Raw genomic sequence first — 23086 nt, forward strand, 5'->3', positions numbered from 1 at the left:
GCTGGTACGCGGGGGCCGGCGCTCAAGAGGGACGGCGGACGAGTTCCACGCCGAGCAGTTCCAGACGGACGGAGCCGTCGGCGTCGATCAGAGCCGCATCGCAGCGTGCCCCTGTGCTGTGACTCTTCCGGCCCCGCAGCACACACCGCACGGTGCCGTCCACCGGGCCGCCCCGGTGCACCCTGCACTCCGCGACGGCCATCGGCAGCGTCGCCGCACCGAGTTCCTCCTGCGCCCAGACCAGGGCGAGCTGGAGAGCGCCGTCCACGGCGGCCGGGTCGAGCGGCCAGTGCTCACCCGGCCATTCCAGGACGCGCACGCCCGCGACGATCGCCTCGGCTCCGTGCTCCGAAACACCGCGCAGCGAGCGGACGGAGTGGAACCGGGGGCCGTGGAAGAGACTCTCCCCGTCGTACCACTCGGTGCGGCCCAGCGGCTTGAGGCCGTCCGGACTGCCCCACGCGGCCGGGTCCGGGTCTTCGGCCCCGGTGTCCAGCACGGCCCGGAAGTGCGCCACACCGCTTTCCCCCCGCACTTCCGCCTCCAGCCCCGACGGCGAACCGGCCGCGCCCCGGCTGCCGTGCACGGTGAGCCGATGGCCTGGACCGGCCAGTTCGGGCAGGGCGTACTTCTTGTACACCCGCAGGTCGCGCAGGACGAGGGGGCCGGCACCTGGCAGCCAGGCGGTGGCCGCCCCCGCGAGCCAGTTCAGGACCAGTGCCACGGGCAGCACGGGAACCCCGTTGATCGCATGGTCGGCCAGCTGCGGCGCGCTGTCCGCGTGGACCAGCAGCTGCGCCGGACGCGGATCGCCGGCCGGGGACAGGGCCGCGGGATCGTCCCCGGCCACCAGGACGACGCGGGCCTCACCGGCTGTGCCGTCCAGCTCGGCCGTGAAAGCGGCCGCCCCCTGCTCCAGAGGGATCAGCGGAACCCCGGACCGGCCGAAATGCCCGGCCAGAGCGGGCGTGACCATGCCGCCGCGCCACGGACCCCAGGCGACGCACCGCACCAGGCAGCCGGGGCGGCGGGCCTGCTCGGCGGACGCCACCTGCCCCAGGATCTCGTTGGCCATGGCGTAGTCGCTCTGCCCCGCGTTGCCGAACACGGCGGCCACCGAGGAGAACAGGCAGATCACGTCCAGCGGATCGTCCGCCGTCGCGGCCAGCAGCGCGCGCAGACCGTCCACCTTGGTGGACATCACCTGTTCGACCTGCTCCTCGGTCTTGTCGGCGATCCGCTTGTCGGCCAGCACTCCCGCACCGTGCACGATGCCGGTGACCGGCCCCCACGCGTCACGCACGGCGCGCAGTGCGGCCGCGACGGCGTCGCCGTCGCGGACGTCCACCTGGACGTACCGGACGGGGGACCCCGCCTCCTCCAGCGCCGCCAGCGTCGCGCGCACCTCGCGCGCGGCCAGGATCTCCCGGGCCCGCGCCGCGATCCGGGCGGGCGAGGAGTTCGCCGCGTCCTCGGTGGAACGCTCGGCGAGCAGACGGGTGAGGGCCGGTTCGTCGGTGGCCGACGCGAGCCCTTCGGGCTCCGGAGCCGGCGCCGTCCTGCCGAGCAGCACGATCCGCGGACGGTGAGTCCGTGCCAGGTCCAGCAGCGCGGCGGCGGTCACCCCGCGGGCCCCTCCGGTGGCCACGATCACCGACTCCGGGGTGATCCGCCGGGTGCCATCGGGAACCACCGGCGCGGGTACCGCCCACAGGGTGGTGCGGGTACCGTCCGCCCGGAGACCCACCTGAAGGTCAGGGCCGCCTTCGAGCAGCTCCCGCACGATCGCCTCGGCGACCTCCTCGTCGCTCCGGGTGCCTCGCTCGCAGTCGACGGCCTTGACCGAGGCACCCGGCCACTCCTTCGCCGCGGTCCTGGCCAGACCGGCGACGCCGCCCAGCCACGCCCGGTCGGGTGCGTGGCCGCCGAGCCCGAAGTCACCTCCGGTGTCCTGCACGGTCACGAACAGCCCGCCCCGCTCGGCCGCGTGTGCCGCCACCGTGCGCGCCGCGCGGAACACCGACCGGTGGACCTCCCGCGCATCGTCCGGCGCGCTGCCCCCGGTCAGCCCGCCCAGGTGCACGACACCGCGGGCGTCCTCAGGCACCTCCGCCACGGCGGTGGCGGGCACGCCGCGCTTCGCCAGCTTCAGCGCTACGAGGTCGGTGATCGCGGCGCCGTCGGAGCGGGCGCCCCCGTCCGTCACCACGAGCGGCCCGTCCAGGAGCCCCGCCGTCGCCAGGCCGGACGCCGGTGACTCCACCGCGCGCGGCACCAGCCTCGTCAGCGCCTTCTCCTGCCCTGACCCGGTGCGCACGACCGGGATCTCCGGGACGGCGGGGGGCCCGGTCACGGCCGGGGAATCCGGCGCCGGGGCCCCGGGCGGTCGGCCGGCCACGGTGAGCGCCTCGACGATCTCGCGCAGTGTGCGGAGCTTACCGAGCTCTCCGGCGTCTCCCGTCGCCACGTCACCCACGCTGCGGCGTACGGCCGAGAGGATCTCGACGCGCTTGATCGAGTCGACTCCCAGATCCGCCTCCAACTCCATGTCCACGTTGAGCATCTCCGCCGGGTAGCCGGTGAGCCGGGCCACCACCGAGAGCAGCAGTTCCTCCAGGTCGGGCGCCGGCACAGGCGCCGCATCGGCGGCCGGGGCCGGGGGTTCCGCCGGGGCGGAGGTCCGCTCCTCGGCGGCGACCGGTGCGGGCCAGGGCGTCTCACCGGACTCGGCGGGTACGCGGGCGGGCGTGGTCCCGGGAACACCGGCCGCCGCCGGGGCCGATGCCACGGGTGCCGGGGCCCGCCGGGGTTCCGAAGGACGGGGGAGCGGCAGCGGTGCCGGGGGAGCCGCGGCGTCGGGCACACCGCCGGCGTCCTGCACGCCGAGCATCGCGGCCAGGGTGGTCTCGGTCATCCGCAGAAAGGCCATGTGGCTGTCGGTCAGCATGCGTTGACAGGCCGCGTGGGCCTGAGCGGTCTGCCGCTGGACGCTCTCCACCGCGGCGTACCAATCGGTGCCGAGGGTGGCCCCGGGCTCGGCGTCGTACGCGGGCACGGGGTCGTACGCGGGCTTGGCACCGTAGACGGACACGGCGTCGTACGCGGACAGGAGGCCGGGCGACGGCTCGGCCTCGTACGCGGGCTCCGGTTCCTGGGCGGGAGCGGGGGTGTAGGAGGACATGGGAACCGCCGGGATGTCGGACGCGGGTGCGGGATACGGGTGGGGGTGTTCCGGTCTACGCTCCAACGCGGGTGCCGGCGGCAGTGGTTCGGCGGCTTCGGTGCGAGGCGGGTAGAGCTGACCGTAGTTGGCTCCGCTGATCTTCACGGTCATCCGGGGCGCGTGCTCCTTCACTGAGGATCCGGGCGAGGCGTACGGCGCCCAGAGGGAATCGAAGTCGAGAGGAATACCGCGCACGGCGAGCGCGCCGAGCGCGGTGTGCAGGGTGCTGACCCCGGACCGGTCCGGCCGGTCCAGGGGGACGGCCGCGTGCTCGCGGTCACCGAGGATCTGTCCGACCAGGCCGGTCAGCGCGGTCCCCGCGCCGACCTCGACGAAGGTCCGCACCCCCGCCGCGTACATCGCCTCGATCTGATCCTGGAAGAGCACCGGTGCGGCCAGGTGGCCGGCGATCCGGCGGCGTACCTCGTCGGGCGACGACGGGTACGGTGCCGCGTCCGCGTTGCCGTACACCTCGATCCGGGGCTCCGTGAACGGGACCGTGCGCAGGAACGCGGCGAGCGGCTCACCGGCCGGGGCGACCAGCGGGCTGTGGAAGGCGGTCGACGTGGCCAGCCGGCGCGTGCCGACACCCTCGGCCGCGAACGCCTTCTCGGCCCGCGCAACGGCCTCCGTCGTACCCGAAAGCACCACCTGACGCGGGGAGTTGTGATTGGCCGGCCAGATGTCGCCGCACGTGTCACCGGCCAGCACCGCCGCCACGTGCGCACGGTCCGCCGCCACGGCCAGCATCGCGCCCGGTACGACGGCCGCGTCCCGCATCAGCTCACCGCGCCTGCGGGCCAGACCGACCAGCGCGTCGGCGTCCAGGACACCCGCGCAGTGCAGCGCCACCAGCTCACCGAAACTGTGGCCCGCCACGCAGTCCGGTCGCAGTCCCAGACCTCGCAGTACGTCCAGCAGCGCCAGCGCGTGCACCGCGAGCGCGGGCTGCGCCCACTCGGTGGCGGCCAGACGCGCCGTGTGGGCCGCGCGTTCCTCGTCGGCGAAGGCGGGCGGTGGGAACACCACCCGGTGCAGGGGCCGCCCGTCGAACCTGGTGCCGCCCAGCCGGTCCCACACGGCCTGGGCGGCCGGTGCCAGCATCGCGAGGTCGGCGCCCATCCCGACGTACTGGGATCCCTGCCCCGGAAACAGGAAGGCGAGACGGCCGGGCGTGGGGTCCCCAGGGGCGTACCGGACGCCGTTCGGTGTCGTGAACGCGGTGCCGGGCCGCTGCCGGATCAGCGTGAGCGCCTGCGCGTACTTCTCCCGCAGGTCCTCGGTGTCGGTGGCGACGACGGCCAGCCGTACCGGGTCGGTGGGAGAGAACGCGCTGTGGCTCATTCGGGCGAGCGCGGCCAGCGGACGGTCGCCGTCCGTCTCCGGTGGCGCCAGGTCGGACGGCGACGCGCCGCTGAACAGGACGAGTTCGCTCGGCCCGGAGCGATGGCGCGGCGGCACCCGCGGCCCGGGGCCTGAAGGCACGTACTCCTCCAGCGTGACGTGGAAGTTGCTGCCCCCGAAGCCGAAGCTCGACACCGACGCCCGGCGCGGATGACCGGCGGGCCGCACCCACGGCCGGGTCTCGGTGTTGACGTAGAACGGGCCGTCCGGGGCGGCGGCCGTCGGCATCGGCCGGCCGACCTTGATGGTCGGCGGCAGCACCTTGTGATGCAGGGCCATGACCGCCTTGAGCAGCCCCGCCGCCCCCGCCGCGCACTTGGTGTGCCCGATCTGGGACTTGACCGAGCCGATCGCGCACCACTGCCCGTCCGTGCGCCCCGATGCCTCGAACACCTCGCGCAGCGCCGTCAGTTCGGCGGCGTCCCCGGCCTTCGTGCCGGTCCCGTGTGCCTCGACCAGCTCCACGGTCTGAGGACCGTAGCCCGCCTGCTCGTAGGCGCGCCGCAGAGCCCGTGCCTGACCGTCGGGAAGCGGCGCGTAGATCGCCGTACTCCTGCCGTCGGACGAGGTGCCGATGCCCCGGATCACCGCGTGGATCCGGTCGCCGTCCCGCTCGGCGTCGGACAGCCGCTTCAGTGCGTACATGACGACCGCTTCGCCGAGCAGGGTGCCGTCCGCCGCATCCGAGAACGGTCGGCAGTCACCGGTGCGGGAGAGCGCGGGCGTCTTGGAGAAGCACAGAAACATGCCGATGTCGTTCCCGGTGTCCACACCGCCGCTGATCACCAGGTCGGCCCGGCCGAGCGCCAGTTCACCGACCGCCGTGGACAGGGCCGCCAGGGAGCTGGCACAGGCGGCGTCGGTGGTGTGGTTGATGCCGTGCAGGTCGAACCGGTTGGCGATCCGGCCCGCGACGACATTGCCGAGCAGGCCCGGGAAGGTCGACTCCTGCCAGGGACTGAAGTGCGCCGTGATGCGGTCGCACACGGTCTGCGCCTCGGCCTCGGCGAGACCGCTCTCCCGCAACGCCTTCAGCCACACCGGGCGATGGGTGCGCCCGTACATGTGCGGGAGCAGTTCCAGCGCGGCCGCGCCGAGGACGACGCCGACCCGGTCCCGGTCCACGCCCGACAGACCGCCGGCATCGGTCAGCACTTGGTCGGCGACCATCAGGGCGAGCAGTTGGGAGGTGTCCGTCGCCGACAGGTTGGCGGGCGGCACACCATAGGCCAACGGGTCGAAGTCCACCTCCGGCAGGAAGGCGCCCCGGCGGGCGTACGTCTTGTCGGGGGCGGCCGGGTCCGGGTCGTAGTGGTCCGTCACCAGCCAGCGGGAGGCGGGAACTTCAGTGATCAGGTCCCGGCCGCCGGTCACGATCCGCCAGTAGCCGGCCGCGTCCGTCGCGCCGGGCACCAGGGCGCCGACACCGACCACGGCGACGGGCACCTGCCCGGAAGGGGAGGCGGACACGGTGTCTCCTCGGAGCCGGACGGCTGCTGCTGACGCCTCCGGGGCGCTGGGGCCGCTCATGCCAGCCCGCACGGGGTGTAGGCGCATGCCTCGGATGGCAACGGCACTCCATAGGTGCGTAGTTGATGGGCGCGGGTGAGTACCGCGGCACCTTCGAGCAGGTTGAGCGCGATCTGCACCACGGACCGGTTCGCCGGTTCGGCCAGGAACGTGCCCGCGACCCAGCGGTTGAACGCGCCCATCGCGGGCCCGCACCAGATCTGGTAGTCGGTACGCCGGGCCGCCTCGCCGCTGATCGCCCACCGACTGGAACTGCCCAGGTACCAACGGAAGACCAACGCCATCCGGTGCTTCGGATCGGCCTCCGCGCGCGTGATCTCCGAGGGATCGCGCCGCTCCCAGAACGCGCGCGTGCGCTGCCAGACCTCGTCGAACGAGGCGCGCAGCACGTCCCGTTCGATCGTGGCGCGCATCGCTGGCGGGATCTCCTCCAGCGAGCCGTGCGCCCGGTACGCCGTGTGGAGCCTGTCGGCCCGTTGGGCGAACATCGTCCCCCGGGACAGCACTTGCAGCGTGACACCCAGCTCGAACATGTCCGCTGCCGGCGCCATGGCCACATCGGCGACATCCGCCTCGCAGAGCATCGCCTTGGCCTCTTCGGACAGGCCCGCCTCGACGGCCGTCTGGTTCACCGATCCGACGACCACGTAGGAGGCGCCGAGGGCGAAGGCGGCGGCCACCGCGTCCGGTGTGCCCAGCCCGCCGGCCGCGCCGATCCTGACCGGCCGGGGGTAGCCGAAGCGCCGGCACAGCGCGTCGCGCAGCAGGACGATCCTCGGCAGCAGGGCCGACAACGGCCGGTTGTCGGTGTGACCCCCGCTGTCGGCCTCCACGGTGATGTCCTCGGCCACCGGCACCAGGGCCGCCAGGCCGGCCTCCTCCGGGCTCAGTTTCCGCTCGGCGACGAGCCGGTCCAGCAGCCCGGCCGGGGCGGGCGAGAGGAATCTCTCGGCCACCTCGGGCCGGGAGACCTTGGCGAGTATCCGCGTGCGCCGGACGATCCCGCCGTCGGCGCCCCGGCGCAGTCCCCGGGCCGAGCACAGCACCACGGCCGGGGTCAGCTCCATGAACGCCGACGCCGAGATCCGGGGCACACCGCAGCGCAGCAGCAACTCGGCGACGCGGAACTCCAGCGCGGGTTCGGCCGGTGAGTGGATGAGGTTCACGCCCCAGTTCGGACGGGACCGCAGCTCCCGGGCCAGCACGTGCACGGCCCGTTCCACCTCGGCATAGGCCAGGCCGCCGGCACCGAAGAACCCGAGCATCTCCGCCCGGGCCATCGCGGACACCATCCGGGTGGTCGCGATGCCGTTCGCCATCTCGCCCGCCACATAAGGGAAACGGACGCCGTGCGCCTCGCAGAAGGTGCGCCCGCCGAGCCACTCCGGGTACAGCGGCGGCAGCGTACCGAGCACCGGGCCGTCGGGTACGGGACCGGTCGCGAGGCCCAGCTCACGGCCGGTCGGCCCGCTGACGATGTGGACGGGTTCCCGGATCCGTCGGGCACGGGCGGCGATCTCATCGAGGGAGAAGGCCGGCGGGGACGCGGCGGGGGCGTCAGGGGCGGAGAGGACGGGCACGGAGGGGCTCCAGCGGGAAAGGAGGTCTGCGGGTCAGGCGTACCGGGCGGACGGGGCGGCGGCGATGGGCGTGGGTGACGGCCCGGCGGGAACCCGGTCCCTCGGGACCAGGCCGGACCACAGGTAGTCGAGGTCCACCCGGCCGGAGGCCGCCGACGGACCGAGCAGGGTCCGGACCCTGGTGTCGTCGAAGCGCCGTCGGTGGTTCAGGTAGGGCGTCATACCCGGGTAGCAGTCCACCAGCGCCTCCAGTGCCGACGGGTCGTCCGGCTTCGTGGCGACCAGGTCGATCGACAGCTGAACCAGTCGTTCCAGCAGGGTCACGATCGTCGGCACCGGCACGTCGCGGTCATGGACGACGTGGTACGTGTCGACTCCGCCCGAGGGCGTCCGGCCGGCCAGGCGCACCATGACCTCGGCCGCGTGGTCCACCTGCATCAGGTTCAGCCGGCCGTGCGGATGACCCACCATCCGGATGCGGGGACGGCCGCCCGGTTCTGCGCCGCGGGGGCCGTCGGGCCCGGCGCCGTCGTGGACCGGGCTCCGGGGACCGGCGGTGCGTCGCGCGTCGCGCAGGATCCGCTCGATGACCTGAAGCGGATGCGAGGGCAGTTCCGGGTGCGGCGGCAGGTCCGTGACCAGGATGCTCGGCCGCAGCACCACGACCGGACGGCGGTGCTCCCGCGACCACGCGTGGACCAGCATCTCCGCCTCGTACTTGGAGCGTTCGTAGGCGTTCTCGAAGCCGTACGTGCCGTCCAGCTCGTCCTCGTACGCCACCCCCGCACGCCGACTCCCGGCCACGAAGGCGGTGCTCACGTGGTGGACCACGGGTCTCCTGCGTCCGGCGGCCGCCAACTCCAGTACGTGCCGGGTCCCTTCGACGTTGGTCCGGCGCAGCTCGGGAAGGTCTCCCTCCAGGTTGATGCTGCCCGCACTGTGCCAGATCGCGCCGAGGCCATCGGCCACCTCCTGGAACGCGCGGCTGGACAGTCCCAGCCGGGGTCGCTCCACCTGGGTCTCCACCACCCGCAGCCGGTCGGGGAGTTCGGCGAGGAACGGCTCGGGCGCGCCGGTCAGTGCGAAGAACCGGGTGATGCGGTGCAGCGTGTCACCTGACCGCGCGTGTGCCAGGACCGTCACCGACCGGTGCGTGTCGAGCAGACGGCGCAGCAGGCGCAGTCCGAGGAATCCGGTGGCACCGGTGAGGGCGACGTGCATGACCTTGGCTCCAAGGGCTCCGAAAGGGACAGGACCACGACCGCATGCGAGAGCGAGGAAGGCAGGGGCCCTTGCGGCGGCCGGAGAGCGCGATGCATCCGGCCGTCCCACGGCGCGGTGGACACCGGTGGTCGCGGCCTGGCTCGTCCGGCCGGTCCGATACAACGGGCGTCCGCCGGTCCTCCGGTTCCTCCGGCCCCGCCGAGGGCTCCTCAGGCCCTCTCGTGGGCTTGATGACCGCTGGCGCAACGCACACAGTGTCAGACGGCGGACGATGGTGGAGCCCGGAGCCCACCCCCGCTCACCCGAACGGGGTATCCGCGCCGCGCTCCGTGTGTGTCCCGGACGGCCCCTCGGAGCCCCGCCGCGAGCCGGGGACGTCCGGCCGTACGCGACGCGACAACGGAAGTGGTCGAGACCGAGCGGACCGCCCGGAGGGCCGTCCTCCTTTCGGGTGGTCTCGCGGGCGGTGGCCGGGAGATCACCCGAAAGGCACCGCGTCCCCGCCGGCGGGCGGTGCGGGGTGCCGAGCCCGGTGGGGCAGGAGGGGAGTCGCGTACGGCGGGGGCTGTGGGCGCGTACGGCCGTTCAGCGCGACCGGATATAAACCGTACCGATTCAGGCCGAGGCGACGCGTTCGGCGTCACTGGGGACTGGTCGGCGGCCCTTCTGATCGGTGGCCGATCCCGGTCGGTCGGGTCGGCCGAGCGCCCGGCCGTGCCCCGCCTGCCCGTCCGCCCGCATGAACTGGAGTTCAGCGATGCCCGTGTCCGTTCCGTCAGCCCGGTCCTTTCCCTCCCCCAGCCATCCCACCCACGCGGTCGACCGCGCGTTCCTCAGCATGGAACGCCGCCACCCCGGCGTCCGCTGGGACACCGGCGGCGTCGCGTACCTGAGCGGTCCGCCCCCGAGCCTGGGGGACCTGCGCGCGTACGTGGGCTTCCGCCTGGGCCGACTGCCCCTGCTCACGAGCCGGATCGAGGGCGGCACGCGGCGCCCCCGGTGGCGACCGGACGCGGACTTCACCGTCGACCGGCACGTCCACGAGGTGGTCGCGGAGGGCCCCGAGGGGTGGGACGCCGCCCTGCACACCGCGCTCAACGCGCCGTTCACGCCCGGCACCTACTGGGGGATCTGGCTGGTCCACGGCCATGCGCCTGACGAGTACGCCGTGTGTTACCGCTTCCATCACGCCTGCCAGGACGGTTCGGCTGCCGCGATCACGTTCCGGGCCATGCTGGGCGAGGGGGAGCCCTCGGCCCGCCCGGTCCCGAGGAAGGGCCGTCTGGCCGGGCTGCCGCGACGGTTGGGCACGGCCGTCGGGCTGGCCTCGATGTTCATGGCCCGCTCTCTCGCCGTTCGTGACCACCGCCCGGCCGTTCCCTTCGTCCCCACGGGAGAACGGCGGCTGTGGCGGGGCCGCGTACCGGCGGACACCCTCCGCCGGATCGGTACGGCGCAGGGCGGATCGGCCCACGACGCCCATCTGGCCGCGCTCGCCGGGGCGTTGTCTGCCTGGTCGGCCCGGTCCGGCGTACCGCTTCCTCGGGTGACGGCACTGCTGCCCGTTGACGCACGCCGCCCGGACGAGGAACAGACCTGGGGCAACCGCTGTTTCGCCCTGCCGTTGGAGCTGCCCGTGCGGGCCGCTGCGGAGCGCGGGACCGGGCCTCGGGACGGCCACCCGCCCCTGTGGCGACTGGAGCACATCATGGCGACGACCCGGAAGCTGCGGGGCGAGGCATGGCGGCAGGCCATTCAGGACATGGTCCGCTACATGCCGGACCGCCCGACCGAGTGGTATCTGCGAAGGATGCTCTCCCCGCGCGTCACCGACATCGTGGCCACGTCCATGCCGGTCGCCGACAAGGGCAGCCTGGGCGACAGCCAGGTGACGGGCGTTGCCCTGCTCCCCCTGCTCGTTCCCGGGCACCTCTTCGGAATGGGCCTGTCGTTCTTCGGCAACTGGGCCGAGGTGTCCTTCGTGACCGACCGCGCCCTTCCGTTCGGGGAACTGCTTCCGGGACTGTGGGAGCAGGCCGTGGGCGAACTGGAGCACACCTCGGCGCCGGTGTGAACGCCGGTGAGGCCGCCGCACGCGTGACGCGGTGTGCGCCGGATTGACGCCGCGGACCGGAACCGCTCCTGGCGCCGTTTCCGTTGCGCTCCTTGCTCGTTGGGGTCGAGCGGGACCTGATCCGCCACCGATCGGAAGACGTGGACCGGTTCCGTGGCCATCCGGAAGACCTGGCACGACGGAGCAGCGCGATGGACGTCACAGATGTGCACCACTCCTACCGGCAGCACGCCGTTCTACGGGGCGTCGACCTCCACCTGCGACCCGGGGTCCTCGCCGGCGTCGTCGGGGAGAACGGCGCCGGCAAGACGACCCTGCTGAGGATCCTCTCCGGTGAACTCAGGCCGGACCGGGGCTCGGTGCACCACAGCGGCAGGTTCGGCTACTGCCCGCAGTCGGTGGTCCTGGACGACTCCTTCACCGTCCGCCAGCACCTGGACTTCTTCCGGCACGCCTTCGGGCTCGCGGACCTGCGGCGAGCCGAGGAGGTGATGGAGACCCTGTCCTTCACCGAGTACCTCGACCAGCGTGCGGGTCTGCTCAGCGGGGGCTCACGGCAGAAGCTGAACCTGACCCTCGCGCTCATGCACGACCCGGACGTGCTGCTGCTGGACGAGCCCTACCAGGGCTTCGACTGGGAGATGTATCAGCGCTTCTGGAAGCTGGCGACCGAGCTGCGCGACGCCGGACGCTCGGTGCTGGTCGTCTCACATCTGGCGTACGACATCAAGCGGTTGGACCAGCTGTGGTGTCTGGAGGGCGGGCGCCTGCACCGCCAGGACCGGTGCTCGCAGGCGGCGGCATGAGGCGGCACTGGTCCCTGTTCACCACGGCCTCCCGGTACGCGCTGATCGGTCACGCACGCAACCGGTTCGCGATGCTGCTGGTGGTGGTGTACATCCCCGTATGGATCGCCTTGGCCTACGTGACCATTCCCGACCGGCCGGCGCCGTTCCGGCTGCGGGCCACGGACGAGATCCTGACCCCACCCGGCAATCACCTCACCCAGATCACCGGCGCGCTGAACGCGGTCACCCTGATCGCCGGGTTCATGATGTTCGCCGCCACCTTCGCAGGCGGTGCCTTCGACCGGCGCCTGGCCATGGCGGGGTATCCACGTCACCATCTGGTCCTCGCCAAGCTCTGCGCGCTCACCCTGGTCTGCGCCGCCATCGCCGTCTACGCCACGGCCGCCGCCGGCTTCGCCTGGTCCCCCCGACAGCCCCTCATGCTCGCTGCCGCGCTGTTCTGCGCGGCCCTGACCTACGGCGCGCTCGGAGTGGTCTTCGGCTCGGTGCTCCGCCGTGAGGTGGAGGGCATGTTCGCCATCCTGATGATCAGCATCATCGACGTCGCCCTGCAGAACCCCCTGTCGAGTTCCGGGTCGGACAGCGCCATCGTGCGCTTTCTGCCGTCGTACGGAGCCGTGCAGGCCAGCATGTCCGCGGCCTTCTCCACCGCGCCCGTGGCCCAGGGCCTCGCTGTCCAGTTGCTCTGGTTCCTGGGGGCGGCGCTGGCCGCGTTCACGGTCTTCCGCCGGCGTACCCGCGACGCGCTCCCACCGGAACGGAGGCGACGCCCCCAGAATGCTCCGGGCCCGGCGTGAACGCGGACACGCCCGCGCACACAACGACGCCCGGAGCAGCCGCACGGCGCGCGCGACCCACCTGACCGACGGGCTGCCGGTCAGGTGACCGGACAGCCGCCGTGACCGGCGTGAGCCGGTGATCGTTCTGTAAGCGGGCGCTGATTCGTGCCCGGCCCAACACATTGTTCACGCAAGGAGCATCACCCCATGACCCTGTCCCGCACCGTCCAGCGCACGGTCCTCACCGCGGCCCTCCTGTCCGCCTCCGCTCTGGCCTTCCCCGCCGCCGCGCAGGCGGCCCCGCTGCCGCCCGCGTGTCAGGAGGCGCTGCTCCAAACCCTCCACAAGTTCCCCGTCACGGACTTCACGGTCCCCGACAAGGTCCAGAACGCCATGCTGAGCGAGGTCGCGAACCTGAGCGAGGCCGACCAGGCGGCCTTCACCCAGGTGGCGTGCGCGGCCTGGAACACCTGGGCCACCAAGAACGGCCAAGCGGTGGCCACGGACCTGGACACCCGCTACCGGAACGCCGCCGGACCCGCGTGCAGCAAGTTCACCACCTCCGCCATCGGAACGATCAAGAAGTACGCCCCGAACATCCCCGCTCAGACGAGGGAGTTGGAGAAGGTGGCCAAGAAGGTCTGGCGCAGCGCCATGCAGAAGCTCGCCGTGGATGCCACCAACGCCGACTGCCGTAAGGCCTACGACGGGGTCAAGGCCGGCTGGTAGCGAGATCCGGCGGATGCCGCCCCCGCCCGCCGCCTGACGTTTCGTCCGTCGTCCGACCCGACGGCCTCAGTCGGCCGCATCGACATGGGCTTACCGACACCCCATTGATGATGGTTGGTCTTTCCAACATCCCGAGGCGGGGACGGCGCTCGCCACCACCCCCTGCCTGCGCCTGTGGTGGACCAGCCATGTTCCCGACGCCGACAAACCCTCCACGAGGGCTTGATCGTCATGGTCTACGCAGGGAGCTTCCCCGTCCTCGGCCCGGTGTGCGGCACGGAGGTCATCGTCGATGACTTGTAACTCCCGCAGTGGCGATCCAAGTTGCTGGGTTCGGGCAGCCTCCACTGCCTCCTTCGCGCCGTCCTGCAACCCTTTCCTACCTGGACGCGTCCGAGTCAGCAGACCCGATTGGCCGCTGGGTGATCTGAGATGGGGGAGCAGTGTCCGATATCGAGATGCGGTTGGCTCAGGAGCGTAGGTTCGTCGAGCGCAGGATCGAGGCGCTGCGTGAGGCGATCGAGCAGGGCCGGGCGGAGCCTGGCGATGCGGGCCGCCTGGCGACGGCCATGTACGAGCTCAAGTCAATGGTGCTGAGCCCGGTCACCGACGAGGAGTTGCTCGAGACCGTGCGCTGGGCGCACGCCGCCGACCCCAGCGATCCGAAGCCGCTGGAGGTCCTGGTCGGGGCGCTCTGTGTGGCACGGGTGAGGGCCGGGGACTCCCGGTGGGACGCTGAATTGGACGCAGCTACACGGGAGTTGGAGGTGCGGGCGCCAGACGCACCCGTTCTGGACCTGGTCCGCCGGGCACGGAGTGATCTTCAGTCACTGCTGGAAGACAATCGCCCGCGGCGCGGGGAGCGCGGTGCATGAAAGACCCCGCCGAGCGCCTGGTCGACGAACTCCTCGCCGCCTCGTCGCTCCTCCAGGCGGAGTCCCTGCTCTTCGACAACGCCGGCGTGTGCGCGTGGGACAAACTCTGGGGGGCGCTCCTGCTCCGCAGGGACCGGTTCCGTGCGGCCGGGCGCCCAGCCGCCGAGCAGGCCGCCCTCCAGGTAGTGCGCCTGGTGGAGGAGAGCCGGGGCAGCTGGGAACTCCTCGCGCACCGGCGCAGGCAGCGCTCCCGGATCGACGCGGTCTTCCCCGTCGCGCCCACGAAACCGCGCATGGTCCTGGAACAGATAGTGCTGGAACACCTCGACCGCGGTGACCTCGAGGCCGCGCTCGCCAGTGCCCGGAAAACAGACGCCCTGCCCTGCACGGACCGGGACGAGCAGGCCCGCATCGCTGAGGTGCGGGTGCATCTCGCCTATGCGCTGCAACGTGTGCACCGCAACCGCGAGGCGCTGGATATCTTGGAGTTAGTCGACGCCGACCCGGAGGGCCCGGACCTGCTGCCGCACGGCGGCCCGGCCTACCTTGCCGCCGGTCATCTCCACCTCAAGCGCGGATCGTTGTACCAGAGCCTTGGACTGCACGGCCGCGCGCGGCACGCCTTCGCGAGTGCCTGCCAACTGGCCGAGTCGATCAGCGACGATCTGGTGGAGGCACTCGCTCGGACGGGGCTGGCCGATGCCTACTCCGCAGTGGGCAGGCACCGCGACGCAGTGCGCGAACACCGCCGGGTCATCAACCTCATCCAGACCCGGCGTCCCGATGAGGACGGGGCGCTGGCTCACGCGCTGAACCACCTCGGTGAGGCTCTGCGCTTGGCCGGCGACGCAGCGGGGGCCCGCTCCTGCCACCAGCGCGCGCTGGAGCTGGTGGGTGGCCAAGACGGCTGGGCTCTCGTCGAGTCGGCGGCCCGGTTCGGGCTGAGCGACGCGGCCCTGGAGTCCGGCAGCGGGGAGGAGATGGTGGAGAACCTCTTCCAGGGCTTCATCGCTACGCTCACTCCCGATCTGCAGCCGCTCGGCACTGGCCTGAGTCGGCTCGCCTCTCGGCTGACCCAAGACGTCCCGGAGACAGACCTGCTGATCTCGCTCGCTGAGATCTTTTTCGACGGCTTCGCCGGCCCGAAAGAACCCTCCTCTCCCGGGTACCGGCGCGTCTCGCTGCTCTTTGACCGCGCCCTGGCCCTCCAGCACCGTCGACAGGGGCGACGTCGGGAAGCAGCGACACTGCTCAGCCGTCTTCGCCAGCAGACGCAGGAGGATCCGGAGCAGTTTCAGTACCACGCAGTGACGGCCGACCTGGTCGAGACGCTGGCAGCCGGTTCGCACACAGAGCGCCAACTCGCCGTCGATCTGCTGTGGCAGTCGCGTACAGCACTCCTGCGCCGCCTCGCCTCAGAGGCGGACGCGGACACCGGCGTCGCGGACCCGCAGAGCATACGGGCGGCCGTCCAGCAGCACCGGGCCCTCCACCATCTCCTCGCAGACCTGCTGCTCGACCACGGGCGGGAACTGCACGTGCCCAGCGCCCGATCCCCGGAAGAACTGGCCTTCGACATCCACGAGGAGGTCGCGCAACCCGGACGCCGCACCGGGTTCGTGTCCGTTCGCGAGCGTCTGCGGAGTGAGCATTCGGCCGAGCAATGCGCGTTTTTGGCATTTTTCCCCGGAGAGGACCAGACCACGGTCTTCACGTACGTCCCGGCCACCGACACGCTCCGCGTGAACCGGGTGCCCATCGGACACAAGCAGCTCACTGACGCGGTCACCGATCTACACCGCGCCTTCGACGGCGACCCGCAGACCTTCCCGCCGCTGCCACCACTGCATCCGCGCCGGCCATGGCGTCGCCCTACCCCATTCCTTGACTCGCTCACGCCTCTGATCGCGGCCTTCCTACCGCACGTGCGCGACCAGGAACTCCTGCTCGTCGCCGGGGAAGGGCCGATGCGGAGAATCCCACTGCATGCTGTCCCGATGCCGGACGGCCGACCGCTCGCCGCCGCCCACGCCGTTGTCCGGGTGCCACACCCCCAAGCTCTGGTCGCCGGTGGCAGGCCCCGATTCACGACAGATGGAACCCGGCCGGTGTTCTGCGCGGGCGTGGCTGCGCGGGAGGACCCCGCCCCGGAGCGCTTCGAGAATGACGCCGACCTGCTGACCGTCTCCTCCTGGTCGGTGGACCGGCTGACCGGAACGGCTGCGGACCGGCATGCGGTCCTCCGGCGCCTGGCCACAGCCCAGATCGCCCACCTCACCTGCCACGGATACTTCGACCGGCGCGAGCCTCTGGACTCCGGACTCCTGGTCTCCCATGACGGGAAGCTCCCGAGCAAGGCTCCCGGCCATCTTTCGGTCCGTGCGCGTCTCGACCACCTGATCACGGTCCGAGACTTTGCCCGCTACGTACTGGACTTGGACCTCCTCACTCTGCGTGCCTGCGCTACCGGATACGACGAGTTCGCCGCCGGCGACGTCGAAGACCTGGTGGAGGCGCTGCTGGGGTCGGGCGTCGGCAGCGTGGTGGCCGCGCTGTGGAACGTCGACGAGACGAGCTCCCGACGCTTCCTCGCGGACTTCTACCAGCGTCTCGCCGCCGACCCGCACAAGCCGGTCTGGCGCGCCTTTTGGCAGGCACAACGCAACATGCTCGCGCGGCCAGACCACGACTGGCAGGCCCACCCCTACCACTGGGCTGCGCTTTCCCTCTCCGGCGATTGGAGCCGACTGTGACCACTCCGCTCGAACCACCCGAGGAATTCGGCATGTTGACCGACCGTTCGGTGCAGCTCTCCCTCCAGGAGATCACCGAGGACCTCGGCGGTTTCGACCCGGTCCAGACACCCCTGGATGCCTCCGAGGCCCAAGCTTTGATCGAGGCCCTGCTCCGTGCGGGTGGCCGATCGCCCGAGGCCGTGGCCGCGGCGCTGGAGGGCGTGCACGACCATGCTGCCGCGCGTCGGCTCCTTGCCGAGCTGTCCCATGACGCCGAGACAGCGCAGCTCACGGCTGCCGTCCTGGCCGATCCGCCCGCGGACGAGCAGATGAGCGTGGAGCACGCCGTCGTCTCCGCAGTACTGTTGGGCGCCCTGGTGTCCTGGCTTCAGACGAAGATAGACATCGAGATCAAGCGCACCGAGGGGAAATCGGAGTTCCGCTTCCGGGTGACCAAGCAGGCGACATCCGCCAGTCTGCTCCGCGATCTGGCTCGCCTGGTCTCCCGCATCCTCAGCGGCTCTCCAGAGTGACGCCGCCGGGCCGTGGCCGGCCCGCTTCGGGTCTCCAGGCCCGGGGCGTCGACGTGATTGCGCTCGACCCACGCACTGAGAGCTCCATCGGGAGCCAGCAGCGCTCCCACCAACTCCGCGCACTGATCACGAACGGCGACTTCGAGGACTACTGGAACTTTCACGCGGCCCGCGCACATCAACGCCTTTACCCATGTCCCGACCAGCGGAACTACAGCCTCACCGCCTGATCCCCACCCTCACTTCAGAGGATCGGCGCCCAATTCGTTTTGGGGAAACGCAAGTTGTACGCGGCCCTTGCGTGATTCCAAAGGAGAAGCTTCCCGGTTCCGGCGCGGGCCGGGCCATCGATCAGCGGCTCGTTGAAACCGTGACGAGATAAACAAAGGGTCCCGTCCAAGCCCGGCGTCACGCGACGGCCGGAAGGTGGGTCACGTCGTGCCGCGGACAGTCAAGCTCGGTGTCAGGACGATAGGGGGTGGCAGTTCGCCTGAGAGGAGTCGGTCGACTTGGTGGATGGCCAGCTCGCCCAGCCGTCGCTTGTCGAGGTGGAGGGTGGTCAGTGGCGGGTCGACCAGATCGGCGACGCTCAGCCCGTCGTAGCCGACCAATGCGCAGTCGTCCGGTACGTGGACGCCGAGCCGGCGGGCGGCCCGGAGCGCGCCGATCGCAACCAGGTCGTTGAAGGCGACCACGGCGGTGAGGTCCGGGCGCGCGGCGTACAGCGACTCGAACGCGGCGGTGCCCCCGGCCGGGGACTGCTCACCCATGACGATCCAGCCCTCGTCAACGGGCAGCGCATGTTCGCCGACGACTTCGAGGAAGGTGCGGCGCCGGACCATCGGAGCGCTCAAGCACTCGCAGTCGATCATGCCGATCCGGCGGTGCCCCCGGTCGACGAGGTGCTGCAGCCCGGCCCGGATCCCGGCCGCGGTGTCGATGTGGACCAATGCGTGGTTCGACGAGTCCAGCCCGCGATCTACCAGAACCAGCGGCACGGCGCCCACGTACGGCTCGAGCTGCGCATCGGTATGGCTGATGTAGCCGACCAGAGCGTCAACCTGCTGGCCGAGTGAGCGGACCAGGGCCAGCTCCCGGGACCGGTCGTTCTCGGTGCTGGCCACGAGCACCTGCCAGTCGCGTTCGTCCGCGGCCGCGATCACTCCTGCCACGAACTCCGGGAAGAAGGGGTTGACCACGTCGGGGACGATGAGCCCGACGGATACGACGTCCGGGCGGACCAGCCCCCGGCCGAACCGGCTGGGCCGGTACCGCAACTGCCTTGCGACATCGAGCACGCGTTGCTGAGTCCCCGGGTCGATCTCCCCCTTGCCGTTGATCGCCCGGGAGACGGTCTGATGGGACACGCCTGCCGCCTGAGCGACGTCGCGGAGCGTGACGCGCTTGACGGTTCTCACACCCCGCGCCCGCTGCTCTTCCGTTTCCCGCTGTCCGGCCACGCTGCCCACTCACTTCTGTTCCTGTGCCGCCCTGTGCCCAAGTCAATCAGGTTCGCCGGTCTGCCGCGCCGTGAGCCGTCCGGCGGCGGGCGTTGACGGGATCAGCTTCCCTGCGCAAGAATTCCGTTAACGGTAACGTTAACGGTAACGGACCAAGCGAAGGAGATCGCAGTGGCTTCTCTGAGGGGCCCTCTACCGCACGAACCCCACCCGACGTTCCGCGGCGTGTTCAGCAGCTGGCAGGCAAAGGCCGGCGTCTTTTCGGCGCTGCCGGACGCACCTATGGAGCCCGATGATCCGCGGCCTTGGTGGCACCAACTGAGAGTTCGGCTGCAGAAGCCGAGCAGCGGTGAATCTTCGCTCAGTCGCTCCACGGCGCGTCCCCGGGGCTGTCCTGCTCCCAGTGCGGATGGTCGGAGCTGACGCCCGGGAACGGCGAACCGACGCCCGCCTCGCCCGCTCGAGCTGGGCGTTCTCTTTGCGCAGGGCCACCAGCTCGGCGCGCTCGTCGGTGGTCGGCCGGACATCCTGCTCGCCGAGGTCGACAGCGAGCTTCTCGATCTGCGGGGGTGGGAGGCGCGGTACATCCGCACCGCACGCTCACGCCCCTTCTGTCACCATCCCCGCATCTGTCGGTGGGGGCGGCGAGCGATCGTCTCTGTCACGGCCCGCGATCGGGGAATCGGGTCCATGCGTCGAGGTCGGTGGCGATCGTGGCAGCCAGCACCCAGGCGGCATTCAGCTGCCAGGACTTCGAGGGCAGAAGTCCGAGGCCGATCCGTTTGATCGCTTTGACGCGGTCCTCGACCTCGGCGTGATCACGGTAGAGACTGACCCTCCCCTCGTAGCGTGGAGCCCGTGATTGCAGGGGAAGTTGGGGTTGTCAATCCCCTCGTTTTGTAGAGACCTGCTCTATGCGGCCTGGCACCTCTGGCCGCTCTGGTTGCGTGCTTCGATGATGATCCGTTCGAACTCTTCCGGCGGCAGGCCGTCGGCCGCGCTGTGCCTGCGCCTGGGGTTGTAGAACCCGGTGATCCAGGTCGCGATCCTCAGCCGCGCCTCGGTGCGGGTCGCGAAGCGATGCCGGTGGATGTACTCCACCTTGATCAGCGAGTTGAACGACTCCGCGGCGGCGTTGTCCAGCGCCGACCCCACCCGCCCCATAGATTGCACCACGCCCAACCGGTCGCACAGGTCGTTGTACGCCTCGGACGTATATTCCGCCCCGCGATCGCTGTGGAAGATCGTCCCGTCCCTGCGACCGCCCCGCGTCGCTGCGGCCATCTGCAAGGATGCGCTGACCAGGGCCGCATCGTGGTGCTCGCCCATCGCGTACCCGAGGCAGCGGCGCGAGAACGCGTCCAGGACCGTGGCCAGGTAGACCTTGCCCTCACCGGTCTCGATCTCCGTCATATCGCCGTACCACAGCACATCCGGCGCCACCGCTTCGAACCGGCGGTGCACCAGGTCAGGGGCGGCCTTCCGCTTGCCCTGCCGGGTCAACGACCGCCGCCGGCGCGGGGGCTTGCGGCCCTGGAGCCCGAGCTCGGCCATGATCTTGGCGACCGTGTTCTCCGAGACCTGCCAGCCCTCCGCCCACAGATCGAGCGTGATCCGCGGCGAGCCGTGGGTTTCGCCCGACTCCCGGAAGAAGTACACGATCCTCTCCTCCAGCCTGGCGCGTCTGACCTCACGGTTCGTCGGCTCGTCCGGCCGACGGCGCCATTTGTAGAACCACGCCTCGCTCACCCGGGCCACCCGGCAGGCCACCCGGTGCGGGACGCCGTACTCGGCCCTCTGGTTACCGATGAAGGCGACCAGCGCCTCCGGAGCGTTCTCGGTCACTTCACCCAGAGGAGTAGGGTCGGCCCGAGGCGCGGTGCTGACCTTGCGGCCAGCCCGTTTCCCCGGACCGCCCTCCGCACCCGCCGTGCCCGTTCCCGAGCAACGGGCGCTCCACAAGCCCCGGTTGGACGGTGCTCTTCAGCCGGTGCTGGGCCACGGAGAGGGGATCTTCATCCCTCGGTAGAGGTAGCGGACGGTCTTCACCCTCGCGGGGTCGAACAACCGCACCTCATCTGTGACGGGCCACCAGCGTCCGCCGCAGTAGCGGCGGCGCAGTTCCTTCCAGGTGCTCCGGCGGAACTTCCTTCGCAGCCACTTGATGACCCGCTGCCAGACGAAATGGCGCAGGTATCGGAAGGTGGCGTGCGAGACGCCGAAACGGAAGTAGGCGGTCCAGCCCCGCAGCACCCGGTTGAGGCGGTGCAGCAGGACTTCCAGCGGCAGATTGGTGTCCTGTCGGCACACGTTGCGCACCTTGTCCTTGACCGACGCGAGCGCCTTCTTGGACGGGTAGGTGTAGACGTAGTGCCGATTGGTGCCCTTCTTCCGGTGGCGCTGGAGGCGCCAGCCGAGGAAGTCCAGGCCCTCGTCGATGTGCGTGATCTTCGTCTTCTCCGGTGACAGGTGCAGGCCCATCGGGGAGAGGACCTCGGCCGTCCAGTCACGGATGCTGATCGCATCCTCGCGGGTCCCGGCGACGAGCACGAGAAAGTCGTCCGCGTACCGGCAGATCCGGTAGTTGGGCTTGCCCGTTGCCCGCCGGTGGGCCCTGCGACTGCGGGTGGCTGCTGGTCCTCCCGGTCCCGCCGCGATCGCCTCGTCAAGTACGGACAGGGCGATGTTGGAGATCACGGGTGACAAGATCCCGCCTTGCGGTGCACCGGCCCTCGACTCCTTCAGCCCGGAGTCCTCGGTGAGGATCCCGGCCTTGAGGAACGCCTTCACCAAGTCCATGACGCGTTTGTCTCCGACTCGGGCCCGCATCCGTTGCAGAACGGGTGCATGCCCGATGTTGTCGAAACACGCCTCGATGTCGCCCTCAACCACCCACTCGTAGGAGCGGGAGGCCAGATGGTGACTCTCGGCGATCGCGTCATGAGCTCGGCGCTTGGGGCGGAACCCGTAGGAACACGGGAGGAAGTCCGCCTCGAAGATCGGCTCCAGGACCAGCTTCAAGGAAGCCTGGACCACCCGGTCGCGGATCGTGTTGATGCCCAGGTAGCGGACCTTGCCGCCCGCCTTGGGGATCCCACGCTGCCGCACCGGCAAGGGCCGGAAGGTGCGGGTCTTCAACTCGGCCCGCAACTCCGCAAGGAAGCCCTCCAGTCCGCGCACGTCCTCGATGTAATGGGCGGTCACGCCGTCCACTCCGGCCGTGCGCGCACCCTTGTTGCTCCGCACCCGCATCCACCCTGCAAGCAGGAAGGCCGGGTCGCAGACGAGATTGTGCAGGTCATCAAACTGGCGGAGAGGATCCTCCGCCGCCCAACGGTGCAGCTTGGCCTGGATCTTCAGTACCCGGCGTTCGGCCGCATACGCGACCTCCTCCAGCTCGTCGGTATTCACCAACGACCTCCTGGCATTCCAGCTTCCGCACTGCCGACTTGCTGGACCCCTTCGCCATGCACGCGCCTCTCGCGCGCTCGGACTACTACGGGTCCTCCGCCCCACCACGAGACCGCCGGCCGGCGACGGGCCTGCCCCCACTCCCGACCTGGAAGGCCGGTGAAGGGGCGGTCTCGGATGGTTCCCACGTTCCCTGTGTGCCGATCGGCCAGGATGGATGCCCTGCTTTGCCCCGACAGCCTCGCCGTGCCTACGCCGCAGTCCTTCGGCACGGCCACCGAACCCGAAGACTTCTCGGAGTCCGGAGTCGGCGGCCCGCATGTAGGGCAGCCGCGTACTGCATCCCGGCCCAGATCCACCAGGTTGGAGCCGGTACAACGCTTACGGAGCTTTAACCGCAGGTTCCTCACGTACACCTTCTGGCCTCGCTTGCCGGACCCGCACCGTCTGGCAGTACCGGCGCGTCCCGTCGTTGTCGGGGCTGCTTCCCGCCCTCCCCGGCGTCCCCCGGATCGGACTGCCCCCAGCTTCTACCGGACCGCTGCGACGGCCCGGCGGTGGCGGTCTTGCACCACCACTCGGTCACACAGAGCTTCGTGGCGCACCCATGCATCGCTTGAGGACATCAGAGCGTGGTGGTGAACCGCGCTGTAGCTCGATGATCTGCGGCTTTCGGGTGGTTGCGGTGTGGGGGTGGTCGGCCTGGGGCAGCCAGCGGGT

General features: G+C 70.8%; 13 protein-coding genes. 7 read left to right on the top strand and 6 right to left on the bottom strand.

The genetic code is table 11. From position 1 onward, the window contains the following. Positions 1–22 precede the first annotated feature (22 nt). Genes ACWD5Q_RS28950 through ACWD5Q_RS28960 form a run of 3 tightly spaced genes read right to left on the bottom strand, consistent with a single transcriptional unit; the run spans position 23 to position 8958 of the window. Complete coding sequence (locus tag ACWD5Q_RS28950; RefSeq protein ID WP_451430010.1) at positions 23–6097, bottom strand: SDR family NAD(P)-dependent oxidoreductase; 6075 nt, start codon at positions 6095–6097, stop codon at positions 23–25. A 56-nt stretch (positions 6098–6153) separates the two neighbouring features. After that, positions 6154–7737, bottom strand: a complete 1584-nt coding sequence (locus ACWD5Q_RS28955) for a PfaD family polyunsaturated fatty acid/polyketide biosynthesis protein (protein WP_451430011.1) — start codon at positions 7735–7737, stop codon at positions 6154–6156. 33 nt (positions 7738–7770) lie between these two features. Then, the gene (locus ACWD5Q_RS28960) at positions 7771–8958 is read right to left on the bottom strand and encodes an SDR family oxidoreductase (RefSeq protein WP_451430012.1); all 1188 of its coding nucleotides are present in this window, start codon (positions 8956–8958) and stop codon (positions 7771–7773) included. Positions 8959–9718: 760 nt separating this feature from the next. Between ACWD5Q_RS28960 and ACWD5Q_RS28965 the strand changes: the two genes are divergently transcribed. The 7 genes from ACWD5Q_RS28965 (at position 9719) to ACWD5Q_RS28995 (ending at position 17495) form a co-directional block, all read left to right on the top strand. Then, positions 9719–11035, top strand: coding sequence for a wax ester/triacylglycerol synthase domain-containing protein (locus ACWD5Q_RS28965; protein ID WP_451430013.1), 1317 nt, complete (start codon positions 9719–9721; stop codon positions 11033–11035). Between the two features lie 191 nt (positions 11036–11226). Next, positions 11227–11841 carry an ABC transporter ATP-binding protein gene (locus ACWD5Q_RS28970; protein ID WP_451430014.1) on the top strand — a complete coding sequence of 205 codons (615 nt, stop codon included), beginning with the start codon at positions 11227–11229 and terminating at the stop codon, positions 11839–11841. Beyond that, positions 11838–12641, top strand: a complete 804-nt coding sequence (locus tag ACWD5Q_RS28975) for an ABC transporter permease (RefSeq protein WP_451430015.1) — start codon at positions 11838–11840, stop codon at positions 12639–12641. Before ACWD5Q_RS28970 ends, ACWD5Q_RS28975 begins: the two co-directional genes overlap by 4 nt. A 189-nt stretch (positions 12642–12830) precedes the next feature. Then, a complete protein-coding gene (locus ACWD5Q_RS28980; RefSeq protein WP_451430016.1) occupies positions 12831–13352 on the top strand; it encodes a hypothetical protein in 522 nt (173 codons plus the stop codon). Between the two features lie 443 nt (positions 13353–13795). Further along, positions 13796–14227 carry a hypothetical protein gene (locus tag ACWD5Q_RS28985; protein ID WP_451430017.1) on the top strand — a complete coding sequence of 144 codons (432 nt, stop codon included), beginning with the start codon at positions 13796–13798 and terminating at the stop codon, positions 14225–14227. Further along, positions 14224–16980: a CHAT domain-containing protein gene (locus ACWD5Q_RS28990; RefSeq protein WP_451430018.1), complete on the top strand. Its 2757-nt coding sequence runs from the start codon at positions 14224–14226 to the stop codon at positions 16978–16980. Before ACWD5Q_RS28985 ends, ACWD5Q_RS28990 begins: the two co-directional genes overlap by 4 nt. Before the next feature lie 32 nt (positions 16981–17012). Next, positions 17013–17495, top strand: a complete 483-nt coding sequence (locus ACWD5Q_RS28995; RefSeq protein WP_451430019.1) for a hypothetical protein — start codon at positions 17013–17015, stop codon at positions 17493–17495. A 431-nt stretch (positions 17496–17926) separates the two neighbouring features. Here ACWD5Q_RS28995 and ACWD5Q_RS29000 read toward each other — a convergent pair whose 3' ends face one another. The 3 genes from ACWD5Q_RS29000 to ltrA form a co-directional block, all read right to left on the bottom strand. After that, complete coding sequence (locus ACWD5Q_RS29000) at positions 17927–18964, bottom strand: LacI family DNA-binding transcriptional regulator (protein ID WP_451430020.1); 1038 nt, start codon at positions 18962–18964, stop codon at positions 17927–17929. A gap of 903 nt (positions 18965–19867) precedes the next feature. After that, positions 19868–20800 carry an IS3 family transposase gene (locus ACWD5Q_RS29005; protein ID WP_451430021.1) on the bottom strand — a complete coding sequence of 311 codons (933 nt, stop codon included), beginning with the start codon at positions 20798–20800 and terminating at the stop codon, positions 19868–19870. Positions 20801–20938: 138 nt separating this feature from the next. Beyond that, on the bottom strand, positions 20939–22366 hold the full coding sequence (ltrA, locus tag ACWD5Q_RS29010) for a group II intron reverse transcriptase/maturase (protein ID WP_451430022.1): 1428 nt from the start codon (positions 22364–22366) through the stop codon (positions 20939–20941). Between the last annotated feature and the right edge of the window lie 720 nt (positions 22367–23086).

Source organism: Streptomyces sp. NPDC002513, from assembly GCF_053595355.1.

Excerpts from the sequence above, each read along its gene's own strand:
- ACWD5Q_RS28960 (WP_451430012.1), bottom strand. The coding sequence starts at position 8,958 with ATGCACGTCGCCCTCACCGGTGCCACCGGATTCCTCGGACTGCGCCTG.
- ACWD5Q_RS28965 (WP_451430013.1), top strand. The coding sequence starts at position 9,719 with ATGCCCGTGTCCGTTCCGTCAGCCCGGTCCTTTCCCTCCCCCAGCCAT.
- ACWD5Q_RS28970 (WP_451430014.1), top strand. The coding sequence starts at position 11,227 with ATGGACGTCACAGATGTGCACCACTCCTACCGGCAGCACGCCGTTCTA.
- ACWD5Q_RS28975 (WP_451430015.1), top strand. The coding sequence starts at position 11,838 with ATGAGGCGGCACTGGTCCCTGTTCACCACGGCCTCCCGGTACGCGCTG.
- ACWD5Q_RS28980 (WP_451430016.1), top strand. The coding sequence starts at position 12,831 with ATGACCCTGTCCCGCACCGTCCAGCGCACGGTCCTCACCGCGGCCCTC.
- ACWD5Q_RS28990 (WP_451430018.1), top strand. The coding sequence starts at position 14,224 with ATGAAAGACCCCGCCGAGCGCCTGGTCGACGAACTCCTCGCCGCCTCG.
- ACWD5Q_RS28995 (WP_451430019.1), top strand. The coding sequence starts at position 17,013 with ATGTTGACCGACCGTTCGGTGCAGCTCTCCCTCCAGGAGATCACCGAG.